This window comes from Rhodoferax sp. BAB1 (assembly GCF_013334205.1).
Lineage (GTDB): Bacteria > Pseudomonadota > Gammaproteobacteria > Burkholderiales > Burkholderiaceae_C > Hylemonella.
On record NZ_CP054424.1, the window covers coordinates 391,409 to 415,432 of the forward strand.

At 66.5% G+C, this 24,024-nt stretch carries 21 protein-coding genes and 2 tRNA genes; 13 read left to right on the forward strand and 10 right to left on the reverse strand.

All coding sequences use genetic code 11. The features are described 5' to 3' along the window. Positions 1-11 precede the first annotated feature (11 nt). The gene (locus HTY51_RS01990) at positions 12-1,982 is read left to right on the forward strand and encodes a dynamin family protein (RefSeq protein ID WP_254606953.1); all 1,971 of its coding nucleotides are present in this window, start codon (positions 12-14) and stop codon (positions 1,980-1,982) included. After that, positions 1,979-3,058 (forward strand): A/G-specific adenine glycosylase, encoded by a 1,080-nt coding sequence (gene mutY, locus HTY51_RS01995; RefSeq protein ID WP_254606954.1) that lies wholly within the window; start codon positions 1,979-1,981, stop codon positions 3,056-3,058. The genes HTY51_RS01990 and mutY overlap by 4 nt, the downstream gene beginning before the upstream one ends. 12 nt (positions 3,059-3,070) lie before the next feature. Here mutY and rapZ read toward each other — a convergent pair whose 3' ends face one another. Genes rapZ through HTY51_RS02010 form a run of 3 tightly spaced genes read right to left on the reverse strand, consistent with a single transcriptional unit; the run spans position 3,071 to position 6,517 of the window. Continuing rightward, positions 3,071-3,937 (reverse strand): RNase adapter RapZ, encoded by an 867-nt coding sequence (rapZ, locus tag HTY51_RS02000; RefSeq protein ID WP_174251163.1) that lies wholly within the window; start codon positions 3,935-3,937, stop codon positions 3,071-3,073. 19 nt (positions 3,938-3,956) lie between these two features. Continuing rightward, a complete protein-coding gene (gene recN, locus HTY51_RS02005) occupies positions 3,957-5,618 on the reverse strand; it encodes a DNA repair protein RecN (RefSeq protein ID WP_174251164.1) in 1,662 nt (553 codons plus the stop codon). Beyond that, on the reverse strand, positions 5,615-6,517 hold the full coding sequence (locus HTY51_RS02010) for an NAD kinase (RefSeq protein WP_174251165.1): 903 nt from the start codon (positions 6,515-6,517) through the stop codon (positions 5,615-5,617). The genes recN and HTY51_RS02010 overlap by 4 nt, the downstream gene beginning before the upstream one ends. Before the next feature lie 28 nt (positions 6,518-6,545). On the opposite strand from HTY51_RS02010, the gene hrcA reads away from it, so the two are divergent. Beyond that, positions 6,546-7,550: a heat-inducible transcriptional repressor HrcA gene (gene hrcA / locus HTY51_RS02015; RefSeq protein ID WP_174251166.1), complete on the forward strand. Its 1,005-nt coding sequence runs from the start codon at positions 6,546-6,548 to the stop codon at positions 7,548-7,550. Positions 7,551-7,574: 24 nt separating this feature from the next. Further along, positions 7,575-7,651 (forward strand) — tRNA-Ile (locus HTY51_RS02020). 56 nt (positions 7,652-7,707) lie between these two features. Here the strand turns inward: HTY51_RS02020 and HTY51_RS02025 are convergent. The 3 genes from HTY51_RS02025 to HTY51_RS02035 all read right to left on the reverse strand — a co-directional run bounded on the left by HTY51_RS02025 (position 7,708) and on the right by HTY51_RS02035 (position 11,081). After that, a complete protein-coding gene (locus HTY51_RS02025; protein ID WP_174251167.1) occupies positions 7,708-8,712 on the reverse strand; it encodes a hypothetical protein in 1,005 nt (334 codons plus the stop codon). Between the two features lie 76 nt (positions 8,713-8,788). After that, positions 8,789-9,826 carry an alpha/beta hydrolase gene (locus tag HTY51_RS02030; RefSeq protein WP_174251168.1) on the reverse strand — a complete coding sequence of 346 codons (1,038 nt, stop codon included), beginning with the start codon at positions 9,824-9,826 and terminating at the stop codon, positions 8,789-8,791. Positions 9,827-9,872: 46 nt separating this feature from the next. Further along, positions 9,873-11,081 carry an ABC transporter substrate-binding protein gene (locus HTY51_RS02035; protein ID WP_254606955.1) on the reverse strand — a complete coding sequence of 403 codons (1,209 nt, stop codon included), beginning with the start codon at positions 11,079-11,081 and terminating at the stop codon, positions 9,873-9,875. Between the two features lie 154 nt (positions 11,082-11,235). Between HTY51_RS02035 and HTY51_RS02040 the strand changes: the two genes are divergently transcribed. Next, positions 11,236-11,312, forward strand: a tRNA-Arg gene (locus HTY51_RS02040). A 78-nt stretch (positions 11,313-11,390) separates the two neighbouring features. Continuing rightward, a complete protein-coding gene (gene greB, locus HTY51_RS02045; RefSeq protein WP_174251169.1) occupies positions 11,391-11,954 on the forward strand; it encodes a transcription elongation factor GreB in 564 nt (187 codons plus the stop codon). Here the strand turns inward: greB and HTY51_RS02050 are convergent, their stop codons facing one another. From HTY51_RS02050 to HTY51_RS02065, 4 genes are all read right to left on the reverse strand, one after another. Next, positions 11,955-14,219, reverse strand: a complete 2,265-nt coding sequence (locus tag HTY51_RS02050) for a bifunctional (p)ppGpp synthetase/guanosine-3',5'-bis(diphosphate) 3'-pyrophosphohydrolase (RefSeq protein ID WP_174251170.1) — start codon at positions 14,217-14,219, stop codon at positions 11,955-11,957. A gap of 92 nt (positions 14,220-14,311) precedes the next feature. Next, positions 14,312-14,515: a DNA-directed RNA polymerase subunit omega gene (gene rpoZ / locus HTY51_RS02055; protein ID WP_174251171.1), complete on the reverse strand. Its 204-nt coding sequence runs from the start codon at positions 14,513-14,515 to the stop codon at positions 14,312-14,314. Positions 14,516-14,547: 32 nt separating this feature from the next. Then, positions 14,548-15,168, reverse strand: coding sequence for a guanylate kinase (gmk, locus tag HTY51_RS02060; RefSeq protein ID WP_174251172.1), 621 nt, complete (start codon positions 15,166-15,168; stop codon positions 14,548-14,550). Positions 15,169-15,193: 25 nt separating this feature from the next. Continuing rightward, positions 15,194-16,099, reverse strand: a complete 906-nt coding sequence (locus HTY51_RS02065; RefSeq protein ID WP_174251173.1) for a YicC/YloC family endoribonuclease — start codon at positions 16,097-16,099, stop codon at positions 15,194-15,196. A gap of 77 nt (positions 16,100-16,176) precedes the next feature. Here HTY51_RS02065 and HTY51_RS02070 point away from each other — a divergent pair, with 77 nt between their 5' ends. From HTY51_RS02070 to HTY51_RS02100, 7 genes are all read left to right on the forward strand, one after another. Then, positions 16,177-17,187, forward strand: coding sequence for a serine/threonine-protein kinase (locus HTY51_RS02070; protein WP_174251174.1), 1,011 nt, complete (start codon positions 16,177-16,179; stop codon positions 17,185-17,187). Continuing rightward, positions 17,184-18,104, forward strand: a complete 921-nt coding sequence (locus HTY51_RS02075) for a PP2C family serine/threonine-protein phosphatase (protein WP_174251175.1) — start codon at positions 17,184-17,186, stop codon at positions 18,102-18,104. The genes HTY51_RS02070 and HTY51_RS02075 overlap by 4 nt, the downstream gene beginning before the upstream one ends. A gap of 46 nt (positions 18,105-18,150) precedes the next feature. Continuing rightward, positions 18,151-18,879, forward strand: coding sequence for a ribonuclease PH (gene rph / locus HTY51_RS02080; protein WP_174251176.1), 729 nt, complete (start codon positions 18,151-18,153; stop codon positions 18,877-18,879). Then, positions 18,879-19,481, forward strand: coding sequence for an RdgB/HAM1 family non-canonical purine NTP pyrophosphatase (rdgB, locus tag HTY51_RS02085; RefSeq protein ID WP_174251177.1), 603 nt, complete (start codon positions 18,879-18,881; stop codon positions 19,479-19,481). The genes rph and rdgB overlap by 1 nt, the downstream gene beginning before the upstream one ends. Before the next feature lie 2 nt (positions 19,482-19,483). After that, positions 19,484-20,680 carry a radical SAM family heme chaperone HemW gene (gene hemW / locus HTY51_RS02090; protein WP_174251178.1) on the forward strand — a complete coding sequence of 399 codons (1,197 nt, stop codon included), beginning with the start codon at positions 19,484-19,486 and terminating at the stop codon, positions 20,678-20,680. Between the two features lie 58 nt (positions 20,681-20,738). Further along, the gene (locus HTY51_RS02095) at positions 20,739-21,398 is read left to right on the forward strand and encodes a CBS domain-containing protein (RefSeq protein WP_174251179.1); all 660 of its coding nucleotides are present in this window, start codon (positions 20,739-20,741) and stop codon (positions 21,396-21,398) included. A gap of 97 nt (positions 21,399-21,495) precedes the next feature. Beyond that, positions 21,496-23,997: an EAL domain-containing protein gene (locus HTY51_RS02100; RefSeq protein ID WP_174251180.1), complete on the forward strand. Its 2,502-nt coding sequence runs from the start codon at positions 21,496-21,498 to the stop codon at positions 23,995-23,997. Positions 23,998-24,024 lie beyond the last annotated feature (27 nt).

Here is a 24,024-nt window from a genome sequence, read left to right on the forward strand (position 1 = left end):
AGGGGGATACCTTGGCGACGTCTTTCAACGAACAATTCGATCAGCACGGCACGTGGCGGCGTGAGTTCGCCCTGCGCCTGAAGCTGCTGGGCGAATGGATGAAAGACCATGACCTGCTCGACGCTGCTGTCGAGGAGCGCCTGCACCGTCTGGAAATGCAGGTCCGCGCCGACAAGGTCATGGTGGCCTTCGTTGCCGAGTTCTCGCGCGGCAAGTCCGAGCTGATCAACGCCATCTTCTTCGCCGGCTACGGCCGGCGCATCATGCCGGCCAGCGCCGGGCGCACCACCATGTGCCCGACCGAGATGGGCTACGACGCCGAGGTCCCGCCCTGCCTGCGCCTGCTGCCCATCGAGACCCGCCTGCAGCCCCAGTCCCTGATGGAATGGCGCATGGTCCCCGAAAAGTGGACCCGCGTCGACCTCGACGTCAACGACCCGCAGCAGCTGGCCATGGCGCTGGAGAAGGTCTCCGAGACACGTCGCGTGACGCTGGAAGAAGCGCGCGCCCTGGGTTTCTGGAACAGCCAGTCACCGAATGACAGCCCGCTCATGGATGCCCAGGGCAAGGTCGAGGTGCCCAAGTGGCGTCACGCCCTCATCAACATCGCCCACCCCCTGCTCAAGCAGGGCCTGGTCATCCTGGACACCCCGGGCCTCAACGCCATCGGTGCCGAACCCGAGCTGACGGTCAGCCTGGTGCCGCAGGCGCACGCCGTGGTCTTCATCCTGGGGGCCGACACCGGTGTCACCAAGTCCGACCTCGAGATCTGGCGCGAACACCTGATCACAGAATCCGCCGCCGGGACCGACACCCGCCTGGTGGTGCTCAACAAGATCGACTCGCTGTGGGACGCGCTGAGCTCGCCGGCCCAGATCCAGATGCAGATCGACCGCCAGCGTGCCACCACGGCCGAAATCCTCGGTCTGTCGCGCGAGCAGGTGTTGCCGGTTTCGGCCCAGAAGGGCCTGGTCGCCAAGGTCACCGAAGACGCCAAGCTGCTGCAGGCGAGCTGCCTGCCCGCCCTGGAAGAAGCGCTGGCCCAGCGCATCATGGGCCAGCGCCAGCGCATCCTGGGCGCGGCCGTGGCCGTCGGCATCTCCGACCTGCAGCTCGAAGTGGGCCGGGTGCTCAACATCCGCCGCCGCGACCTCAACGAGCAGATGCTGGAGCTCAAGGGCCTGCAGGGCAAGAACGCCGCCGTTATCAAGCACATGCGCCTGCGCATTTCGCAGGAGCAGGCCGAGTTCGACCGTGCCGGCGCAAAGATCCATGCCGTGCGTTCGGTGCATCTCAAGCTGCTGCGCGACGTGTTTGCCCTGCTGAGCACCAAGAGCCTGCGCGCCGAGATGAACCAGCTGATGCAGTCGCTGCTGCAGACCGGCCTCAAGCTGGGCGTCAAGAAATCCTACGGTGAAACCTTCGATCGCCTGCGCGAGAACCTGCGCCGGGTCCAGTCGCTGATGGGCGAGATCCAGATTATGTTGGCCACCTCCTTCAAGCAGCTCAATGCCGAACAGGGGTTCTCGCTGCAGCCGCCGGCCGAGCCTTCGCTGCAAGCCTATATCGACAACCTCGACCAGGTCGAGCGCGGCCATCTGCAGTACCTGGGCCTGGGCAATGCCTTCCGCCTCGCCCAGCCCGAGTTCGCCGATCGCCTGGTGCGTGCCCTGGCCACGCGCCTGCGCGGTGTCTACCAGGCCGCCCTGGGTGACGTGGAGTTGTGGAGCAAGTCCGCCGCGGCCCAGCTCGATGCCCAGTTGCGCGAGCGGCGTCGCAATTTCAGCCGCCGGCTCGAGGCCATCGACCGCATTCAGCAGGCCGCAGGCGGTCTGGACGAGCGCATCGCTGAAATCAATGAGCAGTTCCGTGCGCTGGCCCAGCTCGATTCCAAGCTGCTTGAACTCACGGCCTACCTGATCCGGGCGCAGGACGTCACCAAGCCCAAGGACACGGTAGCGGCCGAACTGCTGGCTTCGTGAGCCGGCCACTGCGCCAGCCCGCTTCCTCGCCTCCTGCCCTGCCGGTGGCCGACTGGTCCCGTCGTGTGCTGCGCTGGCAGGCCCGGCACGGCCGCAAGGATCTGCCCTGGCAGGGTACGCAGGATCCCTATCGCGTCTGGCTCTCCGAAATCATGCTGCAGCAGACCCAGGTGGTCACGGTGCGCGACTACTACGCGCGTTTCCTGCAGCGTTTCCCCGATGTGCGAGCCCTGGCGGCCGCAAGCCTCGACGACGTGCTGGCCTTGTGGAGCGGCCTGGGTTACTACAGCCGTGCGCGCAACCTGCATGGGTGTGCCATCCAGGTGATGCAGGTCCATGGGGGTGAATTCCCGCACACGGCCCTGGCGCTGCAGACCCTGCCCGGCATCGGCCCGTCCACTGCCGCGGCCATCGCCTCGATCTGCTTCGGCGAGCGTGTGGCCATCCTGGACGGCAACGTGAAGCGTGTGTTGACGCGCGCCCTGGGCTTTGGCGCCGATCTGTCCGTGGGTGCCAACGAGCGTTCCCTCTGGAGCCAGGCCACCGATTTGCTGCCGCAGCGTGACCTGGCGCGGACCATGCCGCGCTACACCCAGGCCGTGATGGACCTGGGCGCCACCGTCTGCCTGGCCCGCAAACCCCTGTGCACCACCTGCCCGCTGGCGCAGAGTTGCGTCGCCTTGCGCGAAGGCCGGCCCGAGAGCTACCCGGTCAAGACACGCAAGCTCAAGCGCAGTGCGCAGTCGCTCTGGCTTCTGTGGGCGCAGACGCGCGACGGGGCGGTCTGGCTGCGGCAGCGGCCCACGCCCGGTGTCTGGGCCGGCCTGTACTGCTTGGAGTTGTTCGACAGCTACGAAGCCTTGTCTGCAGCCGTGCCTGAGACCTATCACGACCGACTGCAGGAGCTGCCGGCTTTTACCCATGTGCTGACGCACAAGGATCTGCACCTGCACCCGGTGCGCGTGTTGTTGTCGGCGCGCACGAAGCCATCGCAAGAGGGGGGCTGGCAAGCGGCCGATGCCTGGCCGGGTCTGGGGCTGCCCGCGCCGGTGCGCAAGCTGCTGCAACAGGGCTGAACCCGGCGGGGTTCAGTCGCCGATTTCGCGGTGGCGGCGCAGCGTGGCCCAGCGCGTGGCAAAACGTCGCGCCAGTTCTTCCACCAGATAGACCGAGCGGTGCTGGCCACCGGTGCAGCCGATGGCTACCGTCACGTAGCTGCGGTGGTTCTGCGACATGGCGTCGAGCCAGTGCATGAGAAAAGCCTCGATGTGTTCCAGCATGCGCCCCGCCTCGGGCTGGGCGCGCAGGAAGGTTGCCACCGGCTCGTCGCGGCCGGTCAGCGGGCGCAACTCGGGTTCATAGTGCGGGTTGGGCAGCATGCGCACGTCGAACACGTAGTCGGCATCGACCGGGATGCCACGCTTGTAGGCAAAGGACTCGAACACCAGCGTGAGCTGGCTGCCGGGCAACTGGATCACTTCCTTGATGTAAGCCTGCAACTGCGAAGGACGGATCAGGCTGGTGTCGATCACGTGGGCCTGTTCGCGCAGGGCCCCCAGCAGTTCGCGTTCGAGCTCGATGGCTTCCACCAGCACACGGTTGAGATCGACATCCTCGCGCATGGCCTGCGACAGCGGGTGCTTGCGCCGGGTCTCGGAGTAACGGCGTACCAGGGTGTCGGTGGAGGCGTCGAGGAAGAGCGGCTTGATCGCGATGCCCTGCTGGCGCAGCGTGGTCAGCAGCGCCGGCACCTGGGGCAGCGAGGTGGCGCTGCGCACGTCCATGGCAATCGCGACGCGGCTGGCCTGATGTTGCTGCTCCAGTGTCACGAAAGGCAGCAGCAGTTCGGGTGGCAGGTTGTCCACGCAGTAATAACCGGCGTCTTCCAGCGCGTTGAGCGCCACCGACTTGCCGGAGCCGGACATGCCGGTGATGAGGACGATTTCCATGGCCATGGCCTTGCGTCCGTTTCGTTCAGCTGCCGGACTGCAGCATTTCCTTGGCGTGGGCCAGCGTGGTGCTCGACAGCCGTTCACCCCCCAGCATGCGCGCGATCTCGGCCACACGGGCCTCGCCCTGTACCGGCGTCACCGTGCTCAGCGTGACCTGGCCCTGACGCTGCTTGGCCACCACCAGGTGGTGGTCGGCACAGGCGGCGACCTGAGGCAGGTGGGTCACGGCCATGACCTGGCGGTCGCGGCCCAGCTGTTTCATGAGGCGGCCTACGGTCTCGGCCACGGCACCGCCCACGCCGGCATCCACCTCGTCGAAGATCAGGGTCTGGGCCGTGCCCAGCTGGCTGGTGGTGACGGCGATGGCCAGGGCGATGCGCGAGAGTTCACCTCCCGAAGCCACCTTGCCCACCGGGCGTGGTGTGCTGCCGGCGTGCCCGGCCACCAGGAAGTTGACCTCTTCCAGGCCGCTTTGCATGGGGTGTTCGGCTTTCTGCAGCGTCACTTCGAAACGCCCGCCCTGCATGCCCAGGCCCTGCATGGCCTGGGTGATGGCCTGGGCCAGCTTGGGCGCGGCCACGGCGCGGGCCTTGGAGACGGCCTGCGCCTGCTTCATATAGGCGGCCTGGGCCTGCTGTTCGGCGCCTTCCAGCGCGGCCAGATCGGCGGCGGCATCGAGTTTGGCCAGTTCTTCCCGCCAGCCGGCCAGCGTGGCGGCCAGTTCTTCCGGCGGACGCTTGTAACGACGCGCCAGCGACATCCAGGAGGTCATCCGGGTGTCCAGCTCGGCCAGACGCTCCGGGTCCAGGTCGGTGCGGCGCAGGTAGGCGCGCAGGCTGTGCACGCTGTCCTCCACCTGCGCCAGGCTGGAGTTCAAGACCTCCGCCAGCGATTTGAATTCAGGCTCCAGATGCTCCTGATTTTGTAGCAACTGGCGGGCACTGCCCAGGGCGTGAGAGGCGCCGCCGTCCTCGCCCTCCAGCGCGTCCAGCGCGCCCTGGGCGGCATCGAGCAGGGCCTGGGCATGGGCCAGACGGCTGTGGTCGGTGTTGAGGGTTTCCCATTCGCCGGCCTGGGGCGCGAGTTTTTCGATTTCACCGATCTGCCAGCCCAGGCGCTCGCGCTCGCGCTGCAGGCTGTCTTGGGCCTTGCGGGCTTCATCCAGTGTGGTCTGGGTTTCCCGCCAGTGCAGCCAGCTCCGGGTGAGGGCGCTGGTGTCGAGCTGGGCATAGGCGTCGAGCAGGCCGCGCACGGCCTCGGCACGCGTCAGGCTCTGCCAGGCATGCTGGCCATGGATGTCGAAGAGGCGCTCGCCCAGTTCGCGCAACTGGGTCGCGGTAGCCGGGCTGCCGTTGATCCAGGCGCGGCTCTTGCCCTGCGTGTCCACGGTGCGGCGCAGCAGCAGGGTGAAACCGGGGTCGAATCCCGGGTCGAAGCCGGCCTCCTGCAGCCAGCCCAGCAGGGCGGTGCATTCGCCGAACTCGGCACTCACGTCCGTGCGGCCTGCGCCTTCGCGGATCAGTCCGGTGTCGGAGCGGGCCCCGGTGACGAGCTGCAAGGCATCGATCAGGATGGACTTGCCGGCGCCGGTCTCGCCGGTCAGCACGCTGAAACCGCTCTCGAGTTCGAGCTCGAGCTCGCTGATGATGACGAAGTCCCGCAGGACGATGCGTTTGAGGCTCACAAGCCGGCCACTCCCTCATTCCAGTGCAGCTTTTGCCGCAGGGTGTCGAAATAACTCCAGCCGCGCGGGTGCAGGAAACGCACGCTGTGCTCCGAGCGGCGCACGATGATACGGTCGCCGTGGTGCAGCGCAGACAGGGACTGCATGTCGAAGTTGGCAATGGCTTCGCGATCCGAAGCGATCTCGATGGCCACCTCGGACTGGCTGGACAGCACGATGGGGCGGTTGGACAGGGTATGCGGCGCGATCGGCGCCAGCACCCAGCCGGCGATCGCCGGATGCAGGATGGGGCCGCCGGCTGACAGCGAGTAGGCCGTGGAGCCGGTCGGGGTGGCGATGATGAGGCCATCGGCGCGCTGGTTGGCCACGAAGTGGCCGTCCACCTCGACGCGCAGCTCCACCATGCCCGAGGAGTTGCCCCGGTGCACCACCACGTCGTTCATGGCCAGGGTATCGAACACGCAGTTGCCCTGGCGCAGCACGCGGGCGTGCATGAGCTGGCGCTGCTCCTCTTCGTATTCGCCCTGCAGCATGGGCGGCAGCACGGTCTCGAAGCTGCCGAAGGGGATGTCGGTCATGAAACCCAGGCGGCCGTGGTTGATGCCGATCAGCGGCACGCCGGAACTGGCCAGCTTGCGGCTGATGCCCAGCATGGTGCCGTCGCCGCCCACCACCAGGCCCAGGTCGCACTGCTGGGCTATGGCGGCCAGATCCAGCACCGGGTAGCCCTCCAGGCCGGCATTGGTCGCGGTCTGCTCTTCCACCACCACGGCGCAACCCTGCGTTTGCAGGAAGGCGGCAATGTCGGCCAGCGCCGGGCGCGCGCGGCTGCCCTGGCTACCGCCGGCGACGGTCTGGTACTTGCCAATCAGGGCCACCTGGCGGAATCTGGAGTTCATTCGCAAATTACATCATTAAAATGATCCCATGCTCGATGACCGCGCCAAGTTGTTGCTCAAAACGCTGGTGGAACGCTACATTGCCGAAGGGCAACCCGTCGGCTCGCGTACGCTCTCGCGTGCCTCCGGTCTGGAGCTGTCCCCGGCGACCATCCGCAACGTGATGTCCGACCTGGAGGAGCTGGGCCTGATTGCCAGCCCGCACACCTCGGCCGGGCGCGTGCCCACGGCGCGTGGTTATCGCCTTTTCGTCGACACCATGCTCACCGCCCAGCGCGAGCAGATCACCGCACCCAGCCTGGTGCCGGACCAGCCGCAGAAGGTCATCTCCAGCGCCGCCAACCTGCTGTCCTCGCTCTCGCAGTTCGTCGGTGTGGTCATGTCGCCGCGTCGCTCCTCGGTGTTTCGCCACATCGAGTTCCTGCGCCTGGGCGAACGCCGTATCCTGGTCATCCTGGTTTCGCCCGAGGGCGACGTGCAGAACCGCGTCATCTTCACCGAGACCGATTATTCGCCTTCGCAGCTGGTCGAGGCCTCCAACTACCTCAACGCCCACTACATGGGCCTGACGCTGGAGCAGGTGCGCGAGCGCCTGCAGGGCGAGGTGGACACACTGCGCGGGGAGATCGCCAAGTTGATGCAGGCCGCCGTGACCGTGGGCACCGAGGCCATGACGCAGCCGCAGGACGAGGTGGTGATCTCCGGTGAGCGCAACCTGCTGGCCGTCTCCGATTTTTCCAGCGACATGGGCCACCTGCGCCGGGCGTTCGACCTGTTCGAGCAGAAGGCGCAGTTGATGCGCCTGCTGGACATCGCCGGCCAGGCCGAGGGGGTGCGCATCTTCATCGGCGGCGAAAGCCAGGTGGTGCCCTTCGAGGAACTCTCCGTGGTCAGCGCCCCCTACGAGGTGGATGGCCAGGTGGTGGGCACGCTGGGCGTGATCGGCCCCACGCGCATGCCCTACGAGCGCATGATCCAGATCGTGGACATCACGTCCAAGCTGCTGGGCAATGCCCTGAGCCACCACAAGTAGGCCCTTACAATCACGCCTTCGGTCGGGGCGTTAGCTCAGTTGGTTAGAGCAGGGGACTCATAATCCCTTGGTCGCTGGTTCGAGCCCAGCACGCCCTACCATTTGTACAGAGGAGAACGGCGGTCAAACGTCCGGTCCACGTCCACTGTATCCGGCCCTAGCGTAGCAGTTGCGTTGCAGGAATGGGGCACTTGAATTGGCTGTCGGCAGTCATGCGGCAAGCCATGGCGAAGAAGCCCCCGGTCCGGTCGCAGGCCTTGTAGGCGGCCACCAGCTGGACGCATTCGGTCGGCATGTTGTCTGCGCTGGGTGCCGTGGCGGCCACCGGTTGCGCTGCTGCCGCAGCGGCTGCGGCAGCAGCGGCACGCTGCCTGCTCGCCTCGGCCTCGGCTTGTGCGGCTGCTTGCGCAGCCCTGGCGCTCGCCTCGGCCTTGGCGGTCGCTTCCCGGGAGGCCTGGGTGCTGCGTTGCATCGCGGCGACCAGGCGATCATGAACCCGCATCTGCTTCAGGATCTTGAGTTCTTCCGAGCTGAAGTCCTTGTACATGGCGCTGCTGGCCAGTATCCGTTTCTCGACCGTCGTGATGCTGGCGGGGCTTTTGGCCTGTTGCTGGATGTCCCTGACGCGCAGACCTTGCGGACCGGTCCATGACAGACGCTCCGATACGGTCAGGTTGTCGGAGAAGCCGGGATACATCCCCAGCAGTCGCTCCAGCGCTGCATCGCGCGCCTGGTTGTCCTTGGGAAGCTGCGAGGCCATGTGGGCATACACCTCGCTACGGATCGGTGTCTCCGGGTAGGCTTTCAGGAACTCATCGCCGGCTTCGACGGTGCCGCGCGCTGCATAGGGCGCGAACTCCGCGGCGGTGCCGACCGGCTTCGGGCGCATGAAGAAGTGGAGGTTCACCGGGGTGCCCCAGGCCGAAGTGGGTTGCTGGATGATTTCAGAGTCGTGATAACCCGGCTTCCTGGCCATGAAATACTGGTTGGACCAGTATTTCGAGGCGTAGGCCACTTCATAAAACGGCGCCTTGATGTAGAAGGCCATTTTGTCGGGTGACGGTCCCTTGTAGACATCGATGTCGGGCACGTTCGACTGGATCATGTAGGTGGTCGTCTGCGGTGTCGTCGCGCAGCCGGCCAGCGCGGCCAGCAGCAGCACGGCGCTTAAAACCCGTCCCAAGCCCAGCAATTCAATCCAGGTTTTTCCAGAATTCAAGACAGTCTCCCGTGGTTGGTTAAAGTTTGGTGGCAAGCTGTCGCAGCTCGGTGAGTGCGTCGTCCCTGCTGCGCTCCACCCGTGAGGGCAAGGGCCGGTCAGTATAGAGGGCCCATGTCACGACATCGTCCCAGACGACAGCCCGCTGCAGGTCACGCTGCAGCATGTGATAGCCGTTGGGGTAGAGGGCAAAACGAAAATGATGCATGTCCTGCGCGGGCATGGCTTCGAGCAGGCCGATCAGCGGTTTCTTGGGGATGACCTCATCCCGGATGCCGTAGAGAATCAAGGTCCGATGCCGCAGCCGGGTGACGGCACTGCGGGCCCGGTCCATGAGATCGGTCAAACCGTACAGCCCGTCGATACGCGTTTCCTTGATGACCAGGGGATCCCGGGCCAGGGCGATCCGCATCTCGAGGTTGTCCGAAGGGGTGATCCGCACCCCCTTGCCGCTCAGTGTCATTGTCGGGGCGATGCGGGCGGCCACGGCCAGTGCCAGGCGCTGGTACCAGGGCATGAAGTCGCGTGACCAGACGGCCGGTGCGCTGAGGATGACGCCATCGACCCGGGCCGCTGGCGCGTCCGCCAGGGCCACCGCAGCCACGGCGGCGCCCATGCTCTCGCCGAGCACATACAGCGGCACATCGGGGTACTGCTGCCGGGTCAGGGCCGCCATGGTCAGCAGGTCATCGACCAGGGCCGCCTCGCCGGCCCACTCGCCGCGCCCGGGAGCCGCGCCAAAACCGCGCTGGTCGTAGGCCACGGTGTGGATGCCCTGGCTTGCATAGTGGCGTGCGGCTTCATCGATGAAGCCGCTGTGATCGTTGAAGCCGTGCAGGGCGATCACGATTGCTTTCGGATGCGGGCCGCTGGCATAGGTGCGCAGCGGCAGGCGGGTGCCGTCCGATGCCTCGAAATAGCTGGAGTTCAGTGCCGGGGTCCGAACCTCGGTGCGCTGCACCCCGAACTGGGGGGCGCAGGCGCTGAGCAGACAGGCCGAGAGCAGGCCAATGGCCCAGCGTAGGGCGCAGGCGGGGCGCCGCCATCGGAGGGTCATGGCGAACGGTCCGTGTGATGCCGGTTGATGATGCTTGTCCCGCGCGTCATTGCTTGCGCCGGATCACCGTGGCGCGCTTCTCGTCTTCCTTGTAGTGATAAGCGCGCTCCTGGTTGCGCCAGGTGCCCAGCCACAGCATATTGAGCGAGATGGCGTCGTGGTCCTTGTCGGAGAAGGGGCGGTCGTAGGTGGTCACCACCCCGCGGTAGATGCCGCTCGGGTTCTCCAGGGCTTTTTTCATGGCCGGGCCGGAGAAGTCGCCGCGCGAATCGAACATGGCGCGCACCAGCAGGTTGACGGCGTCGTAGGTCTGGGCCGCCGACATCATGGAGCCGATGGGCTGTTCCTTGCGGACCTTGTTGTAGTTGCGCAGGAAAGTGCTGTTGCGTTCCAGGAAGATGTTGGGCAGCACGGTCTGCACCACCAGGGCACCTTCGACCTTGCCGCCCGAGGTGTTGAAGGCCGAGGCGTGTGACAGGCCCCAGGGGCCGAACTGGGGCACCTTCCAGCCCACGGCAACGCGGCTGGCGGAAATCACGCCCTGCTCGGGGCCGACGGTCCAGCCGATCAGCGCGTCGGCGCCGGAGTTCCTCAACTCCTTGATCTCGTCTTCCAGCGTTTTCACGCCGACCTTGAAACGCACAACGGCCTGGGGCTTGAGCCCGGCGCGGCCCAGGGCTGCTTCCAGGTCCTTGAGGCCGGCGTCGCCGTAGCCGGTGCTGTCCACCAGCAGGGCTACCTTGGTGAGGCCGCGTTTGACGATTTCGTCCACCAGGAACTGGGTCTGGTGCTGGTCCGGGGCCGCGGTGCGAAAGATGAAACTCTGCGCGGCCGGGTACTTGGCCGTGATGGCCGTGCCGGTGGCGCAGGGAACGATCAGCGTGTGCTGGTTGTTCTGGAACACGTCCAGCGCCTTCATGGCCACGCCGCTGTTGCAGAAGCCGATGGTGGCCACCACCTTTTCCTTGAGCACCAGGTCCTGGGCGTGCTTGAGCCCGGTGTCGTTGTCGGCCATGTCGTCGCGCACCACCAGTTCGAGCGGCCGGCCCAGGTAGCCGCCCACCTGGTTGATCTCGTTGACCGCCACCTGTGCGCCGACCAGGGCGCTGTTGCCCATGTCGGAAGAGCCGCCGGTGAGCGGAAAGATGAGGCCGAGGCGGATGGGGCCGGTCGTGTTGGGCTGGGCTTGCAGCGGGGCAGTTACCAGCCCCAGGCTGATGGCTGCCAGCAGGCCCGCCAGGCGGATCGCTTGCATGGTGTCTCCGTGATTGTTGCTTTGCTACGAGGTTAGTCGATCTTGCCGCCGCCGGGGACAGGATTCCCCTCATCCCGATCACGAGGGCCGGCTGAATGTGATTTTTTCCTCTTTGGGCAGCAGGGCCGCAAGTCATGCTACAATTTCGCTCTTCGCGGCTGTAGCTCAGTTGGATAGAGTACTTGGCTACGAACCAAGGGGTCGTGGGTTCAATTCCTGCCAGCCGCACCAAAACGAAAAAGCCTGCAACTGCAAAGTTGCAGGCTTTTTTCTTTCCCGACACAATTTCCTGCTTCCCAGGAAGACTGCATGAGCAAGGCCTTTACCCGCGAAACCGACAGCGACGAGGATGACGATGTGCAACTGCCCGCCTTGCCGGCCGGCGGCAAGAACTACATCACGCCCGCCGGTTATGCGCGCCTGCGCGCCGAGTGGATGGAGCTGATCGACAACGAGCGGCCCAAGGTGGTGGAGATCGTGCATTGGGCGGCCAGCAACGGCGATCGTTCGGAGAACGGCGACTATCTTTACGGCAAGAAACGCCTGCGCGAGATCGACCGCCGGATTCGCTTCCTGACCAAGCGCCTGGAGATTGCCGAGGTCACCGATCCCAGCGTGCACCACGGTAGCGACCAGGTGTTCTTTGGCGCCACCGTCACCTATGCGGACGAGGCGGGCCTGGAGCGCACCATCACCATCCTGGGCATCGACGAAGCCGACAGCCTGCAGGGGCAGGTCAGCTGGGTGGCGCCGGTGGCGCGCACCCTGCTCAAGTCGCGCGTGGGCGATGTCCTGAAGCTGGTGACGCCGGTCGGGGTGGAGGAGATCGAGGTGCTGGCGGTGCAGTACCCGGCACCGGGTGCGCCGCTCTGATCAGGCGTTGCCGGTGCCGCGCCGGGCGCGCAGCACCGAGGACGTGCGTTTGAGGTTGCGCAGCACGGTGGCCAGGTGGATTCGGTCACGCACTGCGATGATGAAGCGCAGGTCGGTGGTTTCCTGGGCCGCTTCCTTCCCCATGTCGATGTGGATGATGTCGGCCTCCGAGGCCGCCAGTGCCGACGCCACGCGTGCCAGCACACCCTTGCCGTTGTTGACCGTGACCACGATGCCGGTTTCGAAGGCGCGGGCCGGTTCGTCCGACCACTCCACGCCGATGAAACGTTCGCTGTCCTTGTTGTGCAGCTTGCGTGCCACGGCACAGTCTTCGGTATGCACCACCAGGCCTTCACCGCGACCGAGGTAGCCGACGATGGCGTCGCCCGGAATGGGGTGGCAGCAGGCAGCGTACTGCACCGAGGCATTCTCGCTGCCATCGACGACCACGGTGCTGTGGCCGGACGACTCGGCATTGAAGCGCTCACGGGTCATGAGCACGGCATTGGGCTTCTCACCGCTTTCGGCCAGCAGGGTGGCCATGCGCTTGGCGACGATGCTGGCGATACGCTTGCCCAGGCCGATGTCCATCAGCAGTTCGGAGCGGTTGCGGTTGCCGGTGAAGCGCAGCAGCTTGTCCCAGATGCCGGCGCTGGCACCGTCGTCGTCGGTCGGGAAGCGCTCGATGCCCTCGGCACGCAGCGCCTGCAGCAGCAGTTTTTCGCCCAGTCCCTCGGACTCCGTCTGGGCCAGGGTCTTGAGGTGATGGCGGATCTTGGAGCGCGCCCGTCCCGTGCGCACGAAACTCAGCCAGGCCGGGTTGGGAGCCGACACCGGCGCCGTCACGACCTCGACCACGTCGCCGTTCTTGAGTTCGGTGCGCAGCGGCACCTGCTCGCCGTTGATGCGTGCGGCCATGGTGCGGTCGCCGATGTCGCTGTGGATGGCGTAGGCGAAGTCCACCACGGTGGCGCCGCGCGGCAGCGCCATGATCTTGCTCTTGGGCGTGAAGACGTAGACCGCGTCGGGGAACAGGTCCACCTTGACATGGTCCCAGAACTCGGCGGCGTCGCGGGTCTCGTTCTGGATGTCCAGCAGGGACTGCAGCCACTGAGCCCCCAGGCGGGCGGTCATGGGGCTGTCGGGATCGTTGGCCTTGTAGAGCCAGTGCGCGGCCACGCCCGATTCGGCCACCACGTGCATGGCCTCGGTGCGGATCTGGAACTCGATGTTCACGCCCGAGGGGCCGACCAGGGTGGTGTGCAGCGACTGGTAGCCGTTGAGCTTGGGGATGGCGATGTGGTCCTTGAACTTGCCGGGCACCGGCTTGTAGAGCTGGTGCAGGGTGCCCAGGGCCGTGTAGCAGTCGATCTGGCCGGGCACGAGCAGGCGAAAGCCGTACATGTCGGTGATCTGCGCGAAGCTCAGGTGCTTCTCGTCCATCTTGCGGTAGATGGAATAAAGCGTCTTCTCGCGTCCGCCGATGCGCACGGACATGCCGGCCCCCTCGAAGGCGGTCTCCACCTCCTTGCGCACCTTCTGGATCAGGTCGCGGCGGCGGCCCCGGGCCCGCTCCAGCGCCCTTTCCAGGACGGCGTGGCGCCAGGGGTGCAGGTGGCGGAAGGACAGGTCCTGCAGTTCGCGGTAGGTCTGGTTCAGGCCCAGGCGATAGGCGATGGGGGCGTAGATCTCCTGCGTTTCCGAGGCGATGCGGGCCCATTTCGCGCGCGGCACGTCGGCCAGGGTGCGCATGTTGTGGCTGCGGTCGGCCAGCTTGATGAGGATGACACGCACGTCGCGCGCCATGGCCAGCAGCATCTTGCGGAAGGACTCGGCCTGGCTTTCCTCGCGCGTGTTGAACTGCAGCTTGTCCAGCTTGGTCAGGCCGTCCACCAGTTCGGCCACCGGCGAGCCGAAGCGCTCGATCAGCTCGGCCTTGCTGACACCGCAGTCTTCCAGGGCGTCGTGCAGCAGGGCCGCCATCAGGGCCTGGGCGTCGAGTTTCCACTCGGCGCACTGGGCGGCCACGGCGATGGGGTGGGTGATGTAGGGTTCACCGCTGTTGCGCAGCTGGCCCAGATGGGCCTCGTCGGCGAAGCGGTAGGCCTGGCGCACCTGCTCCAGGTCGGAGGGCGAGAGGTAGTCCAGGCGGGCCGTGAGGCTGGCGAAGCTCGCTGCCGCCGCATTGGCCGCGGCCGGACCAGCCGGGTCGGGTGGACTCGGGGTGCTGGGGCTGGCGGCTGGGGCCTGGAGGATGGCGCTCACCCCTCGAATATATAACTACGGGCACTATTCCGGGGGCGGGCAAGAAAAAAGCACCGCAAGCGGTGCTTTTTACAGGTCGGACGGGGGTCGTCTCAGACCGGGACCTTCTTCAGCATCTCCAGGCCGATCTTGCCTTCGGCAATCTCGCGCAGGGCGGTCACGCCCGGCTTGTTCTTGCTCTCGATCTTCGGGGCATGGCCCTGGCTGAGCATGCGGGCGCGGTAGGTCGCGGCCAGCACGAGCTGGAAACGGTTGGGGATCTGCTGCAGGCAGTCTTCGACGGTGATACGGGCCATGTATTTACTCCAGTGGACCGGGCGATCCGGCATCAGGGCAGGCGCAGCGCCTGGAAGGCGTCGGGCCGGGACCGGCGCTGGGCCGGGTACCGAAGCCGCTGGGCATTCACGACCAGTTGAAGGTCGGCCAGCGCGCGCTCGAACAAGTCGTTGATTATAACGAAATCGAAGTTCGGGGCCTGGGCCATCTCGGTGGCGGCATTCTCCAGCCGCAGGGCGATCACCTCGGCGCTGTCTTCGCCGCGTTTTTCCAGCCGGGCACGCAATTCCGCCCAGCTCGGCGGCAGGATGAAGATGGTCACGGCGTCCGGGAACAGCGTCTTGATCTGCATGGCCCCCTGGTAGTCGATCTCCAGCACGATGTCGGCGCCGGCCCGGATCTTGTCCTCGATGGCCTGGCGCGAGGTACCGTAGCGGTGGTTGTGCACATGGGCCCACTCGACGAAGGCGTCGGCCTGGACCATGGCGTCGAAGGCCGCGGGCGAGACGAAGTAGTACTCGCGCCCGTTCTGCTCCTGGCCCCGGGGCGAGCGCGTGGTGTGCGAGACCGAGAGCTGCAGGCGGGGGTCCTGCGCCAGCAGGGCCTTGACCAGAGTGGACTTGCCGGCCCCGCTGGGGGCGGCGATGACGTAGAGATTACCGGGATGGTCCATGGATGAAGCGGTGGCCGGGATGGACTTATTCTAGGTTCTGCACCTGCTCGCGCATCTGCTCGATCAGCACCTTCATGTCCACCGAGATGCGGGTCAGGTCCAGGGCGGCCGATTTGGAGCCCAGGGTGTTGGCCTCGCGGTGCAGTTCCTGGATCAGGAAGTCCAGGCGTTTGCCGACCTCGCCCCCCTTCTTGAGCAGGCGCTCGATCTCGTCCAGGTGCGAGGCCAGGCGGGTCAGCTCCTCGGCCACGTCGATGCGGATGGCGTAGGCGGTGGCTTCGGTCAGGGCGCGCTCCTGGGCGGCCTGGGGAGGGGTGGCGCCGTCGGTCAGGGCCATGGCTTCCTGCCAGCGTTCCAGGAAGCGCTGGCGCTGCTGCTCCACCAGCAGGGGCAGCATGGGCCCCGCCTGGGTGGCCAGCTGGCGCAGCTGGGCGATGTGGCCCAGCAGCATGGTGGCCAGGCGGGCGCCTTCGCGCGCGCGGGCCTGCACCAGGGCGTCCAGTGCCTGGGTCGCCAGGGCCTGCAGGGCCGGGCCCCAGTCCTGGCCGGCGCCCTGTTCGCCAGAGGACAGCTTGAGGATGTCGGCCACGCTCAGGCCCCGGGCTTCGGGCAGCCAGGACTTCACGCTGTCCTGCAGCGTGTTGAGGCGCTGCAGCAGGCGCGGGCTGGGCTCGGCCACGTTGCCGGCCACGGTGGATTCGACAAAGGCGCGCAGTTCGACCTTGCCGCGCTTGAGCCGGCTCTGCACCAGTTCGCGCAGGGCGGGTTCGTGCGTGCGCAGTTCCTCGGACAGGCGCAGGCTGAAGTCCAGGAAGCGGCCGTTGACGGAGCGGATTTCCAGGCCGAGGCGCACGGGCGCGGAGGGGCTGTCGGGGCCGGTGGCGGCGCCCTGCTGGGCACTGGCGTAGCCGGTCATGCTGTAAACTGGCATGGCGTATTCTTGATCTGTATAACGACCCCGAGAATAACCGGATTGGGCCCGGTCATCGGGGCAGCCCCACCAGAATGATGTCCAAGGTCAAACCAGCACCCCTGTCCCCGGAAACCCAGATCGGCGGTTACCGCGTCGTCCGCAAGGTGGCGGCCGGAGGCTTTGGCGTGGTGTACCTGGCCATCGACCCGGAGGGCCAGCAGGTCGCCATCAAGGAATACCTGCCCGCATCCCTCGTGGCGCGCGCGCCCGGCGAACTGCTGCCCCAGGTCACCACCGAGAAACTGTCCCTGTACCGCCTCGGCCTCAAGAGCTTCTTCGAGGAGGGCCGCTCGCTGGCGCAGATCTCGCACCCCTCCGTGGTCAGCGTGCTGAACTTCTTCCGCGAGAACGAGACCGTCTACATGGTGATGAACTACCTGGAGGGCGCGTCCCTGCAGGACTTCATCATCACCGCACGCGACCAGAAGCAGCAGAAGGTGTTCCGCGAGTCCACCATCCGCTCGCTGTTCGACGAGATCCTGCGCGGCCTGCGCATCGTGCACCAGCACAAGATGCTGCACCTGGACATCAAGCCGGCCAACATCTTCATCACCGACGACAACCGCTCGGTGCTGATCGACTTCGGCGCCGCACGCGAAGTGCTGAGCAAGGAAGGCAACTTCATCCGCCCCATGTACACGCCCGGCTTCGCCGCGCCCGAGATGTACCGGCGCGATGCCGCCATGGGCCCCTGGACCGACATCTACGCCATCGGGGCCTGCATCTACGCCTGCATGCAGGGTTACCCGCCCAACGAGGCGCCGCAACGCCTGGAGAAAGACCGCCTGACCACGGCGCTGGCGCGCCTGCGCGGCGTGTATTCGGACAACCTGATCGAGGTGGTCGAATGGACCATGGCGCTCGATCCCCTGTCGCGGCCGCAGTCGGTGTTTGCCCTGCAGAAAGAACTCAGCCGCGAAGGTGAGCGCCGTTACACCAAGCTGTCCATGGCCGAGAAGATGCGCCTGCAGTTCGACACCATGGTGGCGGACACCAAGAAAAGCGTCAAAAGCGTGACCGGCGTTGCTGCCGTCAAACCGAAATGAAATTTTCCGTTTTCCAGGTCAGTCGCAAGGGTGGTCGTGGCACCAATGAAGACCGCATGGGCTACTGCTACACGCGTGATGCCGCGCTGTTCCTGCTGGCCGACGGCATGGGTGGCCACCCGGAGGGCGAAGTCGCGGCCCAGCTGGCGCTGCAGGTGGTCTCGGCCGCCTTCCAGCAGGAGACCAAGACCGGCATCAAGGACCCGCGTGCCTTTCTGGCGTCCTCGGTGCTGCTGGCGCATCGCCAGATCCTGACCTATGCCGCCAGCAAGAACATGCTGGACACGCCGCGCACCACCTTCGTGGCGGCCCTGGTCCAGGGTGACAGCGTGAGCTGGGTGCACTGCGGTGATTCGCGCCTGTACATGGTGCGCGACGGCGAGATGCTGGCGCGCACACGCGACCACTCTTATGCGGAACAACGCCAGGACGAGGTGCCCCCGGGCGCCAAGAACGGCGAGAAGACCAACCGCAACGTGCTCTTCACCTGCCTGGGCTCGCCGGCCAATCCGGTGTTCGACGTCATGGGACCGATCAACCTGCAGCAGAGCGACCGCATCCTGCTGTGTTCCGACGGCCTGTGGAGCGCCCTGTCGGATATCGAGATCACCTATGACCTCGGCCTCAAGCCGGTGGCGCGCGCCGTCCCTGATCTGGTCGACAAGGCGCTGGAGAAAGCCGGCGCCAACAGCGACAACGTGACCGTGATCGCCATGGAGTGGGAAACGCCCGACAACTTCGAGGAAACCCGCGGCAGCGTCACCACCGACAGCATCAACGACGGCGTCTTTGCTTCCACGGTGCAGGCCGGTGGCGTGGACACCATCGTCGAGGATCTGGACGACGAGGCCATCGAACGCTCGATCGCCGAGATCAACGAAGCCATCCGCCGCACTGCCGCACGCCGCAACGGCTGAGCGCCGGGCACCCTGGCGGCCTTCCTTTTGACCTGCAGGTACAGCCATGACTGAATTTGTCCGTAGCGGTGGCCGTGCCGCCGACCAGCTGCGCCCCGTGCGCATCACCCGCCACTACACCATCCACGCCGAAGGCTCGGTGCTGATCGAATTCGGCAACACGCGCGTGCTCTGCACCGCTTCGGTGGAAGAGCGCGTGCCGCCGCACAAGAAAGGCAGCGGCGAGGGCTGGGTCACGGCCGAGTACGGCATGCTGCCGCGCGCCACCCACACCCGCAGCGACCGCGAGGCCGCGCGTGGCAAGCAGACCGGCCGCACGCAGGAGATCCAGCGCCTGATCGGCCGCTCCCTGCGCGCCGTCTTCGACCTGAAGGTACTGGGCGAACGCACCATTACCCTGGACTGCGACGTGCTGCAGGCCGACGGCGGCACCCGCACGGCCGCCATCACGGGCGCCTTTGTCGCCGCGCAGGACGCTGTCCACGCCCTGCTGGCCGCCGGCAAGCTCACCGCCTCGCCCATCAGCGGCCACGTGGCCGCCATCTCGGTGGGCATCGTGCAGGGCACGCCCCTGCTGGACCTGGAGTACACCGAGGACTCGGCCTGCGACACCGACATGAACGTGGTGATGACCGGCGCCGGCCACTACATCGAGGTGCAGGGCACGGCCGAAGGCGCGGCCTTCAGCCGCCAGGAGATGGACCGCCTGCTGGCCCTGGCCGAGTCGGGTGTCAAGGAACTGGTCCGCCTGCAAGACGCGGCGCTGAAGTCCTGATGAAAAAGATCGTCCTCGCCTCCAACAACGCGGGCAAGCTGCGCGAGCTGCAGGAGATGCTGGCGCCGCTGGGTCTGGAGCTGGTGCGCCAGGGCGAGCTGAACATTCCCGAGGCCGAGGAGCCGTTTCGCACCTTCCTGGAAAACGCGCTGGCCAAGGCACGCCATGCCGCGAAACTCAGCGGCTTGCCGGCCATCGCGGACGACGCCGGCCTGTGCGTGGACGCCTTCGGGGGCCTGCCCGGTGTGGACACGGCTTTTTATGCCACGCAGTTCGGTTACGCCAAGGGTGACGACAACAACGTCACGGCCCTGCTGGAGCAGATGAAGGGTGTGGAGAACCGGCGTGCCGCCATGGTCAGCACCCTGGTGGCCCTGCGTTCGGCTGATGACCCCGAGCCCCTGGTGGCCGTGGGTCGTGTCAGCGGCGAGATCGCGCGCGAGCGCCTGGGTACAAACGGCTTCGGTTTCGACCCGGTGATGTTCATCCCCGAGTTCGGCCAGACCTTCGCCCAGTTGCCCATCGAGGTCAAGAACGCCAACAGCCATCGCGGCCGGGCTGCCAAGGCCATGGTCGAGCTGATCCGCGAGCGTTGGCTTTAGACATGGCGCACGACATCCAGCATTACCTGCGCCCCGGCACGCTGCAACTGGCCAGCCTGCCGCCGCTCTCTCTCTACGTGCACCTGCCCTGGTGCCTGAAGAAGTGCCCTTATTGCGACTTCAACTCCCACGAGATGCGTGCGGCGGACATGCCCGAACAGCGTTATCTCGACGCCCTGGTGGCCGATCTGGACAGTGCGCTCCCGCTCATCTGGGGCCGCAGCGTGCACAGCATCTTTCTCGGGGGCGGCACACCCAGCCTGTTCGCGCCCGAGTCCATCGAGCGCCTGCTGTCCGACATCCGCGCCCGCCTCAAGCTTTCGGCCGACTGCGAGATCACCCTGGAGGCCAACCCCGGCACCTTCGAGAAGGAGCGTTTCCGCGCCTTCCGCGATGCCGGCGTCACGCGCCTGTCGGTGGGCGTACAGAGTTTCAAGGACGAGCACCTGCAGCGTATCGGCCGGGTGCACGACAGCGCCCAGGCCATCGCGGCGCTGGAAGAGGCCGCGCGCAGCTTCGACACCTGGAACCTGGACCTGATGTACGCGCTGCCCGGCCAGAGCCTGGAGGGCTTGGGCCAGGAAATCGACCAGGCCCTGGCCTTTGCGCCGCCGCATCTCTCGATCTACCACCTGACCATCGAGCCCAACACGTATTTCGCCAAGCACCCGCCCCAGATTCCCGAGGAGGACACGGCCTACGCCATGCTGGACCTGATCACCGAGCGCACCGGCCTGGCCGGCCTGCAGCGTTACGAGGTCTCGGCCTACGCCCGGACCGGCCACCATTGCCGGCACAACCTCAACTACTGGCAGTACGGTGATTACCTGGGCATCGGCGCCGGCGCACACGGCAAGCTCAGTTTTGCGCACCGCATCGTGCGCCAGGTGCGCACACGCGAGCCGCGCCTGTACATGGAGCGCGCGCTGGCCGGCAACGCCGTCTCGCAGGAAGAGGAGATCAAGCGCGCCGACCTGCCCTTCGAATTCATGCTCAACGCCCTGCGCCTGCGCCAGGGTTTTGCGCTGGGCGAGTTCAGCGAGCGCACCGGCCTGGCCATCACGGCCATCGCGCGCCAGCTCGAAGAGGCCGAGCGCAAAGGCTGGATCACGCGCGACCTGCAGCGCGTGCGGCCGACGGCGCTGGGCTTCGACTTCCTCAGCGACCTGCAGAGCCTGTTCCTGCCCGATCCCGCCTGAGGCTCGTTCCGGTCCGACGCCGGCTATAGTCGGCGTCAGGCAGTGCAGGAGGGCCGGCATGTTCTCGATCTACGGCGAAAGCGGGCGCATCTTCAAGGGCGCGATGGAAGACCTGTGGCGCATCGAGGCCCTGCGCGCGGTCACGCGCACGCGCCGCCTCGAAGCCCAGCAGACGACCCCGGCGGTCAGCGCCGTGACCGGCCACGAGGCCCCGCCGCCCCGCACCCTGGCGGGTGCCGCCCTGTCGGCTTATGCCCAGGCCAGCGGCGGCCCGCCGGCACGGCATCCGCTGACCCGGGTGGCCGATGTCATGAGCCGGGGCGTCACCACCGTCACGCAGGATTTCACCGTGCTGCAGGCCTGGCAGATGCTGGGCGGTGCCGGCCTGGGCCAGGCGCCCGTGATCAATGCGCAGGGCGAGCTGGTCGGTCTGCTGACCCGCGCCGAACTGCTGAACCTGGAGCGCCTGCCCCAGCCCGATGCCCCCAGCCTGGTCTGGCGTGCCCTGCTGATGCAGCCGGTCTCGGCCGTCATGCTCAGCCCGGTGCCGGCGGTGTCCGAAGACATCGACCTGCGCCGCGTCGCGCGCGTGCTGCTCGACACCCGGCTGCCGGGCCTGCCCGTGGTGGCCGAGGAAGGGCAGGTCACCGGTTTCATCTCGCGCAGCGACATCCTGCGTGCGGTAGTTCACGACCCGCCGCTCGATCTCTGGAGTTGAGGCCGGGGGCAGGGGCTCCTTGGATTACCATTCGGCCATCAACAGACCGCGCGGCGCGCAAGGCCCGCATACGGACCATGATGGGGAGACGCATTCGGTGCTTGCGAACCTGAAGAACTACTGGCGTTGCGATGCCCGGTATTTCCTGCCGGCCGTGCTGGTCTTTGTCGCGGCCATGGCGCTGCCACCTTTCCCCCTGTTCGAGGACCGGGCTTCCAGCATGCTGCAGCTGCACCTGCTGCTGGAGCTGTTCGCCGTCATCGTGGCCATCCTGATCGTGGTGGTGTCCTGGCACGACCTCAAGCACCGCTTCAATCCGGAATCGGGCATCCTGCTGGCAGGTTTCACCATGGTGGCCTTCGTGGACCTGGTGCATGCCCTGACCTACGACGGTATGCCCCGGCTGGTGATCGACAGTTCGACCCCGCGTGCCATCTTCTTCTGGCTGGCGGGGCGCACCCTGGTCCTGCTGACCCTGCTGCTGGTGGTGCTGCGCCTGCGCCTGCCCTTCTCGCGCTATGTGTGGCTGGGCATCGCCACCGTGTTGGGGGCCGGCCTGTTCTGGCTGGGCACCTGGGGCATGGACTGGGTGCCGACCACCTTCGTCGCCGGCAGCGGTGTCACGACCTTCAAGCGCAACTACGAATATGGCCTGTTCATCGGTTATGTGCTGCTGGCCCTGCTCTTCATCTACCGCGCGGGCGCGGGCAACCGCCCGCGTTCCTTTGCCTTCGCCACCTCCTGCCTGGTCATGGCCATGGGCGAGATCGTGTTCTCCAACTACAAGGCGCCCTCGGACTTCCTGAACATCTTCGGCCACGTCTTCAAGATCGTCTCTTATGCCTTCCTCTACCAGAACGTCTTCGTGCTGGCGATCCGCCAGCCCTACGAAGCCCTGCGCAAGAGCGAGGAGCGTTTCCGGGCCCTGACCGAGCTGTCCGTCGACGGCTACTGGGAGCAGGACCGCAACTTCCGTTTCACCCAGGTGTCGCAGTCCTTCAATGGCATGGACATGCAGGCCATGCTGGGCCGGACCCGCTGGGAGCTGCCCGTGCTGGGCGTGAGCCCCGAGCAGTGGCAGGTCCACCGTGCCCAGCTGGAGCGGCACGAGCCTTTCCGCGATTTCGTCTACCAGGTCGAGGTGGCGCCCGGCCAGGTCCGCACCCTGGCGGCCAACGGCAGCCCCCTGTTCGGCGAGGACGGCGAGTTCCTGGGTTACCAGGGGGTGGGCCGCGACATCACCGACCAGCTGGCGGCCGAGAAACGCATCGAGTTCCTGGCCTACCACGACACGCTGACCGGCCTGCCCAACCACCGCCTGCTGCATGAGCAGTTTGCGCAGCTGACCGCCCCGTCCATGCATGCCGAGGGACGGGCCGCCCTGCTGCTGCTGGACCTGGACAACTTCAAGGGCATCAACGACATCCTCGGGCACGACAGCGGCGATGCCCTGCTGCGCGAGGTGGCCCGGCGCCTGCGGGCGAAAGCGCGCGACGTGGATGTGGTGAGTCGCCAGGGCGGTGACGAGTTTTATGTGCTGATGCCGGGCTTGCGGCACACCGATGACGTGGCCCTGCTGGCGTCCGCCCTGATGGAATGCCTGCAGGAACCCCTGATGCTGGCAGGGCAGGAAATCGTCACCTCGGCCTCCATGGGCGTGGCGATCTACCCCGACGACGGCGCTGATCTGGAGACCCTGCGCAAGAAGGCCGATGTGGCCATGTACCAGGCCAAGCAGGCCGGTCGCAACACCTACCGCTTCTTCGATGCGGCCATGAATGTGGAGGCCTTCGAGCACCTCAGCCTGCGCAATGGCCTGCACCGCGCGCTGGAGCGCGGTGAACTCGCCCTGCATTACCAGCCGCAGTTCGATCTCTCCAGCGGCGTCGTGATCGGCGTGGAGGCGCTGCTGCGCTGGCGCCATCCCGAGCGTGGCCTGATCTCACCGGCCCGTTTCATCCCGGTGGCCGAGGAAAGCGGCCTGATCGTGCCCATCGGTGTGTGGGTGCTGCGCGAAGCCTGCCGCCAGGCGGCGGACTGGCAGCGTAGCGGGTTGCCGGGCCTGACCATGGCGGTCAACCTCTCGGCCGTGCAGTTCAAGCGCGGTGATGTCGAGCAGTCGGTGCTGCGCGCGCTGGAGGAATCAGGCCTGTCTGCGCAGCTGCTGGAACTGGAACTCACCGAGTCCATCCTGATCCAGAACGCCGAGGGCGTGCTGGCCAGCCTCAAGCGCCTCAAGCAGCTGGGCGTGAAGCTCTCCATCGACGACTTCGGCACCGGTTATTCCAGCCTGTCCTATCTGAAGCGCTTCGACATCGACAAGCTCAAGATCGACCAGAGTTTCGTGCGCGACCTGGGTAGCGACGAGGACGATGCCGCCATCGTGCGGGCCGTGATCCAGATGGCGCACGGCCTCAATCTCAAGACCATAGCCGAGGGCGTGGAAACCGTAGAGATGCTGGAGAGCCTGTGCCGTTTCGGCTGCGACGAGGCCCAAGGTTACCACTTCGCCCGACCCATGCCGGCCGCGGAGATGACGGACTTCCTGCGCCGTGTGGTGGCCGAGCCGGTCGCTACGCCCTTGAACCAGCGCGGCTGAGCGCCGGTCTGGCGGAAGCGGTGTCCG